Below are 10,965 nucleotides of genomic sequence, written 5' to 3'. Positions count from 1 at the left end.
GCGGTGGCCGGCCTCACACGCCGGCCACCGCCGCCCCCGCGTTGGCTAGGCTTCGGGGCATGACGGTGGCGGTAAGGGTCATCCCGTGTCTGGACGTGGACGCCGGGCGGGTGGTCAAGGGGGTCAACTTCCTCGACCTGCGCGACGCCGGCGACCCGGTGGAGTTGGCGGCGGCGTACGACCGGGCCGGCGCGGACGAGTTGACCTTCCTCGACGTCACCGCCTCGTCAAGTGATCGCGGCACGATGCTCGACGTGGTACGCCGCACTGCCGAGTCGGTCTTCATCCCGCTCACCGTGGGCGGCGGCATCCGCCGCGTCGAGGACGTGGACACGCTGCTGCGTGCCGGTGCGGACAAGATCGGGGTGAACACCGCGGCCATCGCCCGGCCCGAGCTGATCGCCGAGATCGCCGACCGGTTCGGCCGGCAGGTGCTGGTGCTCTCGCTGGACGTGCGCCGCGCCCCCGCCGGGGTGACGCCGAGCGGTTTCGAGGTGACGACGCACGGCGGTCGGCGGGGCACCGGCCTGGACGCGGTCGGGTGGGCCGCGCGCGGCGCCGAGTTGGGGGCGGGGGAGATCCTGCTCAACTCGATGGACGCCGACGGCACCAAGACCGGCTTCGACCTGCCGCTGATCCGGGCGGTCCGCGAGGTGGTCGACGTGCCGGTGGTGGCCAGCGGTGGCGCAGGCGCGGTGGCGCACTTCCCGCCGGCGATCGGCGCGGGCGCCGACGCGGTGCTCGCGGCCAGCGTCTTCCACTTCGGCGAGTTGACCGTCGGCGAGGTCAAGGACGCGCTGCGCGGCGCCGGGCACCCGGTGCGCTGACCGGCTGGCCGGCGCGGTCACGTCGGACCGGCCCGGTCGGCGGTCACGGGCGGCCGGAGCGGCCCTCGGGGGAGCGGCGCGGCATCGGGATCGAGCGGACCACGTACTCCTGGACGGCGGCCGCGTGATCATCCTCGGCGAGGTGCCACTCGGACTCACCCGGCGGGTGCCGGCGGGTCAGCGCGCCCTGCACGGTGTCGACCGTGGTGCCCAGTCCGGCGCTGGGCCGGGTGCGCCAGAGCCGTTCACCGTCCGGGGTGACCCGGAACCAGCCGTCGGCGACGCTGACCAGCCCGGCGCCGACGAGCCGGCGGACCGCCCCCTCGACCTCGTGGCGTTCGGGGATGGCCTGGTTGAGGTGGTCGGCGGTGGAGAGGACGTCGGCGAGGCGTACCCCCTCGGGGCGGCGTGTGGCGGCGGCCCGGCGGTGCCGGCCGGCGCCGCTCGCGATGACCAACGCGACGAAGATCCAGGCGTCGCTCCAACGCCATCCGTTCTCCCCCATGCAGGAATGATGCCCGCCCGCGACGGCGGAGGAAACACCTGGTTTTTCGGCCGTACGTCGTCGCAGCTCAGCGGCGTGCGGGCCGGCTCGCACGGTCGCGGTCGGCCCCGCTGTCGTCACGCGGGGTAGGAATCGGCGGCCGGGTCGGCAGTGCGAAGATCGGGATGAACAGCTGGGCGAGCGGCCCGATGGCGAGCGCGTAGGCCACGGTGCCGAGCCCGACCGTGCCGCCGAGCAACCAGCCGAGGCTGAGCACGGTCACCTCGATGGCGGTGCGGACCAGCCGCAGCGACCAGCGGGGATGCCGGGCGACGAACCCGGTCATCAGGCCGTCGCGGGGCCCGGGGCCGAGCCCGGCGCCGAGGTAGAGGCCGGTGGCGGCGCCGTTCGCGACGATCCCGACGACCAGCAACGCGGCGCGCACCGGGAGGCCCTCGCCCGGTGGCAGCACGGCCAGGGTGCCGTCGACGACCAGCCCGATGACCAGGACGTTGCTGACGGTGCCGAGGCCGGGCCGCTGCCGCAGCGGGATCCAGAGCAGCAGCACCAGGGCGCCGACGGCGATGGTGACCGTGCCGAAGGAGAGGCCGGTCTGTCGGGCGAGCCCCTGGTGGAACACGTCCCACGGGTCGAGGCCGAGCCCGGACCGGATCATCAGGGCCATGCTCAACCCGTAGAGCGTGAGCCCGGCGTAGAGCTGGACGAGCCGTCGTGCCGGCCGGTGCNAACAAGCCAATTCCGGAGGTGTGGCCATGACGAGTCAGGTTCGCGGCGTCCAATTGGCGCGGCTTCTCGGTCAGTGGCATGGGCTTCCCGGCCGCCGGCGCAGCCCCGACTACGCCGCGCTGGCCGGCGCCGTCCGAGGCCTGCTCGCCGACGGCCGGCTCCCCCTCGGGGTACGCCTGCCGGCCGAGCGGGAACTGGCCGAGGCGCTGCGGATCAGCCGGACCACCGTCACGGCCGCGTACCGGGAGCTGCGGGAAAGCGGCCACCTGGCCAGCCGGCGCGGCGCCGGGAGCTGGACCATGCTGCCGGGCACCCACCGGGTGGCCAGCACCGGCCTGTGGACGCCGCTCGACGACCGGGAGATGATCGACCTCGGGGTCGCCGCGCTGTCCGCCCCGCCGCAGCTCGTGCCGGCCGCCCGGGCGGCCACCGAGGACCTGCCCCGTTATCTCGGCGGCGCCGGCTACCACCCGACCGGCATCATCGAGCTGCGCGAGGCGGTGGCCCGCGGGTACACCGCGCGTGGCCTGCCCACCAGTCCCGAGCAGATCATGGTCACCAGCGGCACCCAGCACGCGCTGGACCTGGTGCTGCGGCTGGCCCTGTCGCCCGGTGGCGGGGTGCTGGTGGAGTCGCCCACCTACCCCAACGCGCTCGCCGCGCTCGGCGCCCGCCGGGCGCGGATCGGCACGCACGGTCTCTCCGACGACGGCTGGGACACCGACCTGCTGCTCGGCAGCCTCCGGCAGACCCGGCCGAAGCTCGCGTACCTGATCCCGGAGTTCCACAATCCGACCGGTCACCTGATGGCGGCCGACCTGCGCGAGCGGCTGGTCGGTGCGGCCCACGCGGCCGGGACCGACCTGGTGGTGGACGAGTCCTTCGTCGACCTGCCGCTGGACGGCACCCCGCTGCCGCCGCCGGTGGCGGTCTTCGACCGGCACTCCCGGGTGATCAGCATCGGCGGGATGAGCAAGCCCTACTGGGGTGGACTGCGGATCGGCTGGGTGCGCGCCTCCGCGCCCCAGGTGCAGCGGCTGGCCGCGGCCCGGGTCGGGGTGGACATGGCCAGCCCGGTGCTCGACCAGCTCGTCGCGGTGCACCTGCTCGCCGAGGCTTCGACCATCGTCGCGGCCCGTCGGGCCCAGCTCGCCGTCCAGCGGGACGCTCTGGTCGCCGCGCTGGCCGACCGGCTGCCCGAGTGGCGGGTCACCGTGCCGCGTGGTGGCGTCACGCTCTGGGCCGAGCTGGACGGCCCGATCTCCAGCGCGTTGGCCCGCGCGGCCGAGGAGGTGGGCGTCCGGCTGGCGCCGGGCCCCCGGTTCGGCCTGGACGGGACGCTGGAGCGGTTCCTCCGGCTGCCCTTCACCCTGCCGGCCACCGAGCTGGTGGAGGCGGTCGGGCGGCTCGCCGCGGTCCGCTACGACCTGGACCGGGCGAGCCGTCCACGGTGGCGGGAACCGAGCGTCATCGCCTGAGACCCGCCCGGCCGTGCCCCGGGACGGTGGGGCACGGCCGGCGGCGTCCCGGGCGCGCTACAGCTCGGCGAGCGTGCCCTCGTACATCTTGTCGATCTCGCCGGCGAAGTTGGTCTCCACGCTGCGGCGCTTGATCTTGAGCGACGGGGTGACCTCGCCGTCGGCGATGGTGAGGTCGCGGGGCAGGATGGTCACCTTCTTGATCGTCTCCCAGCGGTTGAGCTTGGCGTTCAACTCGGCCACGTAGCCCTCGACCATCTCCCGCGCCTGCGGCGAGGTGACGATCGCGGTGTAGTCGCGCCCCTCCAGTCCGGTGCCGACGGCCCAGGCGGTGATCGCGTCCGGGTCCAACGTGACCAGCATCGTGCAGTAGTTGCGCGCCTGCCCGATCACCACCGCCTGGGAGGTGTACGGGCAGACCGCCTTGAACATGCCCTCGATGTGCGACGGTGCCACGTACTTGCCGCCGGACGTCTTGACCAGGTCCTTCTTGCGGTCGGTGATGCGCAGGTAGCCGTCGTCGTCGAGGGTGCCGATGTCGCCGGTGCGGAAGAAGCCGTCGGCGTCGAACGCCTCGGCGGTGTCCTCCGGCAGGTTGTGGTAGCCACGCATGACCGGGCGGCCGCGGAGCAGGATCTCGCCGTCGGTGTCGATCCGGCACTCCAGGTCGCCCATGGCCCGGCCCACGCTGCCGATCTTCAGCCCGTCGGGCGGGTTGACGAACGCGCCGGCGCTCGTCTCGGTCAGGCCGTACCCCTCCGAGATCGGCAGGTTGGCGGCGGCGAAGAAGGTGGCGATCTCCTTGCTCAGCGGCGCCGCGCCGGAGACCAGCACCCGCATCCGACCGCCGAGCCGGGCCTGGAGCTTGCTGAAGACCAGCTTCTCGGCGAGCGCGTACTTCAGCCGCAGCCCGGCCGGGACCGGCTTGCCGGCCTGCTCCAGCGCGACCTTCTCCTTGCCCACCGCGACGCCCCAGGCGAAGATCTTCGCCTTCGCGCCGCCGGCGCCCTGCGCGGTGGTGACCGCCTTGTTGTAGACCTTCTCGAACACCCGGGGGGCACCGCACATCAGCGTCGGCCGGATCACGCCGAGCAGGTCGACCAGCTTGTCCACCCGGCCGTCGACGTAGGTGGGCAGGCCGACGTGGGTGGCGCCGCAGAGCAGCGTCTTGCCGAACGAGTGGGACAGCGGCAACCAGAGATACTGCAGGTCCTCCACGCGGAGCAGGCCCAGCTCGGCCTGCGCCACGCCCTCCCAGCACCAGCCGCCGTGCAGCAGCTCCACGCCCTTGGGCCGGCCCGTGGTGCCCGAGGTGTAGATCAGGGTGGCCAGGTGGTCCGGGCCGATCCCGGCGACCAGGCCGTCGACCAGGCCGGGCTCCGCGGCCAACGCGGCGGCGCCACGCTCCTCCAGCTCGGCCAGGGTGAGCTGGGGTACGGCGGCGGCCGGGTCGGCCGCGCCGTCGAAGAGCACCACATGGGTCAGCGCCGGCAACTCGCCGCCGGAGACCTTCGCCGCCTGGGCCGGGTTCTCCGCGAACAGCACCCGCGACCCGGAGTCGGCGAGGATGTAGACCGCGTCGTCGGGCTCCGTGGTCGGGTAGACGGTGGTGGTGGCCCCGCCGGCGCACATGACGCCGAAGTCGGCCAGCACCCACTCCAGCCGGGTGTTCGCCAGGATCGCCACCGGGTCCTCCAGGCCCACACCGAGCCCGTGCAGCCCCGCCGCGATCGCCTTCGCGCGCTGACCGACCTGCTCCCACGTCAGCCAGACCGGGCCCGAGTCGTCCGGCGCGGGATGGGCGAACGCGTGCCGGTCGGGGGAGTCCGCCACACGCTTGAGGAACATGTCCGGTACGGAACGGTACGGTACATCGAGAGCCATCGTGGTAGCCGCCTTCAGGGGTGGAGGGACGTGACACGGGTCACGCCGATCTGCGGTTACCGAAGGGTATTGCCTGCACCCGGGCAGCGGCTAGTGCTGATCGGGTCGGGGGTAGGCGCTCGGTTCAGGCGTACCGGGCCGCGGCGCGGGACCAGTCATAGGTGGCCCGGATCCAGTCCCGTCGGGTGGCGAGGAACGCGCGCACCCCGTCGTCGGCCGCGGCGGACAACGCCGCGTCCCGCTCCGCGTACGCCGCGAGGGCCGCGTTGAACCGGGCCGCCGCCGCGCGCAGCGCCGCACCCTCGTCCCGCCCGTCCTCACCGGCGATCGTGGTGACCAGGTTGTGCGTCGCCGGTGCGGCGTCGCGCTCCTTGCCGTAGGAGAACAGGTCGTTGCACCAGCAGACCAGGTCGGTGGCGAGGACGTCCAACGCGGCCAGCGCCGGATCGGCCCGCCGGGCGGGACCGGGGCGCGCCGGGTGGGCCAGGTCGGTCACCGTGAAGCTGGGTCGGACGCCGCCGGTGTGCCGGCGCATCTGCACGTACTCCGCCACCCCGGGCACCCGCCGATGCTCCCGGTTGGCCGCCTCCCAGAGCAGCGCCAGCAGGTACTCCCGTAACTGCCCGACCAGGCGCAGCAGCAGCGCGGGCCGGTGCGCGTCCCGGGCCCGCCGGCACAGGTCGTCCAGCGCCACCGCCAGCGGCCCGGCGTCCGCCGGGGCGGGCGCGTGCGGATCGCCGTGCCGGTCGAGGACCGCCAGCAGCGTCGCCACGGTCGGGGCCAGCCGGGTCGGGTCGGCGCCCAGGCCGTCGTCGTCGCAGGCGTCGTCCACCACGAACAGCCAGTTGATCAGGTCGGTGAGCAGCCGCAGGCCGGTCGGCGACGCCTCCGGGCAGGCCCGGCCGGCCAACTCGGCGGCGTGCGCGCCGGCCAGCCGGTGCCGCCCGGCCGGGTCGTGGACCAGACCCAGGTCACCCACCCAGTGGGCGCTCTCCGCGGTGACCCGCTCGACGGCGGGATGCCGCCGCGCCGGAAAGGGCGGCTCGTGCAGCGCCGCGAGCGCGAAGCCACGCATCCGTGTCCCCTGTCCGCCGCTCGTGGGGTCGGGCGACGGGCAGGAGCGTACGGCAGAATCCATCGGCATTCATCAGTGGACCGGCACTATCCACCCACGGTGGCCGTCCGTGCACGGTTGGTCAGAAGCCGAGTTTCGCGGTGCGCAACCGGTCGGCGCGCTCCGCCGGGCCGTCGATCTGGACCCGGGCGACCCGCTGGCGCCCGGTCAGGAACAGGACCAGCTCACCCGGCGCGCCCACCACCCGCAGCCGCTCGCCGCCCCGCCCGACCCGCACCTCGCCACGCCCGGGCGCCTGCACCAGCACCTCGGCCGGGAAGCGCCGCAGTGCCAGCCGGGCCAGCAGGGCGACCCGCTTCCAGAGCGCCTCCTGCTGACCGGCCGGCAGCTCGCGCGGGCGCCAGCCCGACCGGGCTCGGCGCACGTCCTCGTGGTGCACGAAGAACTCCATGCCGTTGGCCAGCTCGTCGGTGAGCGGGTTGCTCATCGGGCTCCAGAGCGGGGGGCGGCGGACCCGGGCGACCAGGTCGGCGTACGGCCCGGCGGCGACGCGCCGGCGGACCGCCTCGCCGTAACCGCGCAGCGGGGGCAGCAGGATCCCGCCGGCCGCGTCCGGCCGGCGCTCCCGCACCAGCAGGTGCGCCGCCAGGTCGCGGGTGGTCCACCCCTCGTTGACCGTGGGCGCGTCCGGTCCCAGCTCCAGCATCAGGTCGGCGAGCGCCTCGCGCTCCACTCGGGCGTACCGCGGCATGGCTCGATCGTAGGCCCGTACCGGGCGCGACGGCGCGCCGCACCGACATGACGGCGACGAACCGCACGGTCGGGACCCGCGATCCGGTGCGGGTACGTGAGAACGTGACGGCGGACATATGCGGGCGGGTCGGCGGAGCCGGCGGCGAGCGGTAAGGATGGGGGAGAAAATTGCGGCTTACGGCGGGGGCGGGCGTGGCGGGCGGGACAAGTCGGGACGTGCTCGGCAGCGGGCTTCGGGTGCTGGGCCGGGCGATCCGGGAACAACCACGGATCTTCGCGGTGGCGGTCACCGGCAGCGTGCTCTTCGGCCTCCTCGTGATCGCCAGCGCGTACGTGGTCGGCGCGGTGGTCGGCGACCTGGTGGTGCCGGCGGTCGAGCGGGGCTCGGTCGCCCGTGGCACGCTCGCGCTCGCCGCGGCGGCGCTGTTCGGGATCAGCGTGCTGCGGGTGGTCGGCATCATCGGCCGGCGGCTCGGCGCCGGCTACATGCAGTTCCGGCTCCAGGCCGCCTACCGTCGCCGGGTCACCCGCCGCTACCTGGACCTGCCCCTGTCCTGGCACCACCGCAACTCCACCGGCACGTTGCTGTCCAACGCCAACTCCGACGTGGAGGCCGCCTGGTACCCGATCGCCCCGCTGCCGTTCGCGGTGGGCACCCTGGTGATGCTGGTCGGCGCCGTGGCCTCGCTCTTCCTCACCGACTGGGCGCTCGCCCTGGTCGGCCTCGCCGTCTTCCCGGCGCTGTTCGCGCTCAACGTGGTCTACTCCCGCCGGATGGCGCCCCGGCAGGCCCGCGCCCAGCGGCTGCGGGCCGAGGTCAGCGGCATCGCGCACGAGAGCTTCGACGGCGCGCTGGTGGTCAAGACGATGGGCCGCGAGGCCCAGGAGACGGCCCGCTTCGCCGCCCGCGCCGGTGACCTACGCGACGCGCTGATCTCCGTCGGCCGGCTGCGCGGCGTCTTCGACCCGATGCTGGAGACGCTGCCCAGCCTCGGCACGCTCGCCGTGCTGGTGGTCGGCGCGGTCCGGCTGCGGCAGGGCGCGATCACCGTGACCGAACTGGTCAGCGTCGCGTTCCTGTTCACCGTGCTGGCCTTCCCGGTGCGGGCCATCGGCTGGGTGCTGGCCGAGCTGCCGCGCAGCGTCGCCGGCTGGGACCGGGTCAGCCGGGTCCTCGACGCCACCGGCGAGATGCCGTACGGCGAGGTGACGCTCGACCCGGCCACCCGGACGCCGGCCACGCTGGGCTTCACCGACGTGCACTTCTCCTACGAGCCGGCCGAGGCGCACCTGCCCGGCACGCAGGTGCTCGGCGCGGTGACGTTCGCGGTGCCGGCCGGGAAGACGGTCGCCCTGGTCGGGCCGACCGGCGCCGGCAAGTCCACCATCGCGTCGCTGGCCGTCCGCCTGGTCGACCCGCACGCCGGCCGGGTCACCCTGGACGGCGTCGACGTGCGTGAGCTGACCGCCGCCTCGCTCGCCGCCACGGTGGCACTGGTGGCCCAGGTCCCGTTCGTCTTCGACGACACCGTCCGGGCCAACATCACGCTCGACCGTCCGGGCATCGGCGACGCCGAGGTCTGGGCGGCGCTGCGGCTGGCCGAGGCGGACGGCTTCGTCGCCGCCCTGCCGGACGGGTTGGACACCATGGTCGGCGAACGCGGCACCTCGCTCTCCGGCGGGCAGCGGCAACGGCTCACCCTGGCCCGGGCGCTCGCCGGGCGGCCCCGACTGCTGGTGCTCGACGACGCCACCAGCGCCGTCGACCCGCGCGTCGAGGCGGCCATCCTGGCCGGCCTGCGCGCCCCCGCCGATGGTGGCGCGCCCGCGTCGATCCTGGTGGTCGCCTACCGGCGGGCCACCATCGCGCTCGCCGACGAGGTGNCACCGTGCCCGGCTACGTCGACCTGGTCACCGCGTACGAGCAGGCCGAGCAGGAGCGCGAGCAGGAGCACACGTACGACGAGGTCACGCCGATGACCTCCGGCCTGGAGGTGGACCGGTGAGCGCCAGTACGACCACGACCGAGTCGACCTGGGGGACGCTGCGGCGTGGGCTGGCGCTCTCCCCGGAGCTGCGCACCGGGCTCGCCGGCACGCTGGCGCTGGCGCTGGTCTACATGGTCGGCCGGGTGGCCGTGCCGGTGGCCGTGCAGCGCGGCATCGACCACGGCATCGTCGGCGGGCTCGACCTGGACGTCATCTCGCTGACGGTGGTCGCCACCGTCGCCGTGCTGGTGGTCACCACCACCTGCGGATACCTCATGATGCGCCGGCTGTTCACGGTCAGCGAGACCGCCCTGGCCGGGGTGCGCACCCGCGCGTTCCGGCACGTCCACGACCTCTCCATGCTGCACCAGCAGTCGGAGCGGCGCGGCTCGCTGGTCTCCCGGGTCACCAGCGACGTCGACCAGATCACCCAGTTCCTCCAGTGGGGCGGCGTGATCCTGATCGTCAACCTCGGTCAGCTGCTGGTCACCACCGCCGTGATGCTCGCGTACTCCTGGCAGTTGACGTTGGTGGTGCTCGTCGCGTTCGCGCCGGCGGTGCTGGTCATCCGGCAGTTGCAGCGCCGGCTGGCCGGCGCGTACGGCACGGTCCGGCAGCGGACCGGCACGCTGCTCGGCGCGATCGGCGAGAGCGTGGTGGGCGCCCCGGTGATCCGCGCGTACGGGATCGCCGGGCGCACCGCCCGGCGGTTGGACGCGGCGATCGACGGTCAGCGGGTGGCCCAGCAGCGGGCGATCCGGATCAGCATCATGGGCAGCTCGGTCGGCGAGCTGGCCGCCGGCGTGGCGCTGGCCGGCGTGGTGGTGGTCGGCGTCAGCCTCGGCGTCGACCGGACGCTGTCGGTCGGCCAGCTCACCGCGTTCCTGTTCCTGGTCACGCTCTTCATCCAGCCGGTGCAGATCGCCACCGAGGTGCTCAACGAGGCGCAGAACGCGATCGCCGGCTGGCGTCGGGTGCTCGACGTGCTGGACGTCGCGCCGGACGTGGCCGACCCGGGCCCGCAGGGGCGGGAGCTGCCCGGTGGCCCGCTCGACGTCCGCTTCGCCGGGGTGACGTTCGCCTACCCGGACGGTCCGCCGGTGCTGCACGACGTGACGCTGGACATCCCGGCGAAGAGCCGGGTCGCCGTGGTGGGCGAGACCGGCAGCGGCAAGACCACGTTCGCGAAGCTGCTCACCCGGCTGATGGACCCGACCGAGGGCGAGGTGCTGNGATGGTGCCGCAGGACGGTTTCCTGTTCGACGCCACGGTCGGGGAGAACGTCCGCTTCGCCCGGCCCGACCTGACCGACGCGCGGCTCACCGCCGCCTTCACCGAGCTGGGCCTGGCCGACTGGCTGGACGGTCTGCCGGCCGGGCTGGACACCCCGGTGGGGGAGCGCGGCGAGGCGCTCAGCGTCGGTGAGCGGCAGCTCGTGGCGTTGGCCCGGGCGTACGTGGCCGACCCGGACCTGCTGGTGCTCGACGAGGCGACCAGCGCCGTCGATCCGGCCACCGAGGTACGCCTGCAGCGCACGCTGGACGCGGTCACCCGGGGGCGCACCACGCTCGCCATCGCCCACCGGCTCTCCACCGCGCAGGCGGCCGACGAGGTGATCGTGGTGGACCGGGGCCGGATCGTCCAGCGTGGCCCGCACGACGAACTGGTCCGGGACACCGACTCGGTCTACGCCCTGCTCTACGCGTCCTGGCTTGAGCAGACCCGCTGA

7 protein-coding genes and 2 pseudogenes are annotated in these 10,965 nt (G+C 74.2%); 4 read left to right on the top strand and 5 right to left on the bottom strand.

Annotated elements, in window-relative coordinates:
- The first annotated feature begins 59 nt into the window (after positions 1–59).
- Positions 60–827 carry an imidazole glycerol phosphate synthase subunit HisF gene (gene hisF, locus B1205_RS21145; RefSeq protein ID WP_089157197.1) on the top strand — a complete coding sequence of 256 codons (768 nt, stop codon included), beginning with the start codon at positions 60–62 and terminating at the stop codon, positions 825–827.
- Between the two features lie 43 nt (positions 828–870).
- Here the strand turns inward: hisF and B1205_RS21140 are convergent, their stop codons facing one another.
- The gene (locus B1205_RS21140; protein ID WP_089157196.1) at positions 871–1,332 is read right to left on the bottom strand and encodes a hypothetical protein; all 462 of its coding nucleotides are present in this window, start codon (positions 1,330–1,332) and stop codon (positions 871–873) included.
- A gap of 67 nt (positions 1,333–1,399) precedes the next feature.
- Entirely contained in the window at positions 1,400–2,086 is a 687-nt protein-coding gene (gene yczE / locus B1205_RS21135) for a membrane protein YczE (protein WP_089157195.1), read from the bottom strand.
- On the opposite strand from yczE, the gene yczR reads away from it, so the two are divergent.
- Positions 2,085–3,536: a MocR-like transcription factor YczR gene (gene yczR / locus B1205_RS21130; RefSeq protein WP_089157368.1), complete on the top strand. Its 1,452-nt coding sequence runs from the start codon at positions 2,085–2,087 to the stop codon at positions 3,534–3,536. The two genes, yczE and yczR, sit on opposite strands and share 2 nt — an antisense overlap.
- A 57-nt stretch (positions 3,537–3,593) precedes the next feature.
- Here the strand turns inward: yczR and B1205_RS21125 are convergent, their stop codons facing one another.
- The 3 genes from B1205_RS21125 to B1205_RS21115 all read right to left on the bottom strand — a co-directional run bounded on the left by B1205_RS21125 (position 3,594) and on the right by B1205_RS21115 (position 7,246).
- Positions 3,594–5,420 (bottom strand): AMP-dependent synthetase/ligase, encoded by a 1,827-nt coding sequence (locus tag B1205_RS21125; RefSeq protein WP_089157194.1) that lies wholly within the window; start codon positions 5,418–5,420, stop codon positions 3,594–3,596.
- A 124-nt stretch (positions 5,421–5,544) separates the two neighbouring features.
- Positions 5,545–6,495, bottom strand: a complete 951-nt coding sequence (locus B1205_RS21120; RefSeq protein ID WP_089157193.1) for a terpene synthase family protein — start codon at positions 6,493–6,495, stop codon at positions 5,545–5,547.
- A 121-nt stretch (positions 6,496–6,616) separates the two neighbouring features.
- Positions 6,617–7,246 carry a TIGR03085 family metal-binding protein gene (locus B1205_RS21115; RefSeq protein ID WP_089157192.1) on the bottom strand — a complete coding sequence of 210 codons (630 nt, stop codon included), beginning with the start codon at positions 7,244–7,246 and terminating at the stop codon, positions 6,617–6,619.
- A gap of 194 nt (positions 7,247–7,440) precedes the next feature.
- Here B1205_RS21115 and B1205_RS21110 point away from each other — a divergent pair.
- Together B1205_RS21110 and B1205_RS21105 are read left to right on the top strand one after the other, a co-directional pair.
- Positions 7,441–9,254, top strand: a pseudogene (locus B1205_RS21110) (ABC transporter ATP-binding protein).
- Positions 9,251–10,965: pseudogene (locus B1205_RS21105) on the top strand (ABC transporter ATP-binding protein). The pseudogenes B1205_RS21110 and B1205_RS21105 overlap by 4 nt, the downstream one beginning before the upstream one ends.

The sequence above is a fragment of the Micromonospora sp. NBS 11-29 genome (assembly GCF_002140155.1).
Classification (GTDB): Bacteria; Actinomycetota; Actinomycetes; order Mycobacteriales; family Micromonosporaceae; genus Micromonospora.
This window is presented reverse-complemented; position numbering and strand designations above follow the sequence as displayed.

Excerpts from the sequence above, each read along its gene's own strand:
- B1205_RS21140 (WP_089157196.1), bottom strand. The coding sequence starts at position 1,332 with ATGGGGGAGAACGGATGGCGTTGGAGCGACGCCTGGATCTTCGTCGCG.
- yczR (WP_089157368.1), top strand. The coding sequence starts at position 2,085 with ATGACGAGTCAGGTTCGCGGCGTCCAATTGGCGCGGCTTCTCGGTCAG.
- B1205_RS21115 (WP_089157192.1), bottom strand. The coding sequence starts at position 7,246 with ATGCCGCGGTACGCCCGAGTGGAGCGCGAGGCGCTCGCCGACCTGATG.
- B1205_RS21120 (WP_089157193.1), bottom strand. The coding sequence starts at position 6,495 with ATGCGTGGCTTCGCGCTCGCGGCGCTGCACGAGCCGCCCTTTCCGGCG.
- B1205_RS21125 (WP_089157194.1), bottom strand. The coding sequence starts at position 5,420 with ATGGCTCTCGATGTACCGTACCGTTCCGTACCGGACATGTTCCTCAAG.
- hisF (WP_089157197.1), top strand. The coding sequence starts at position 60 with ATGACGGTGGCGGTAAGGGTCATCCCGTGTCTGGACGTGGACGCCGGG.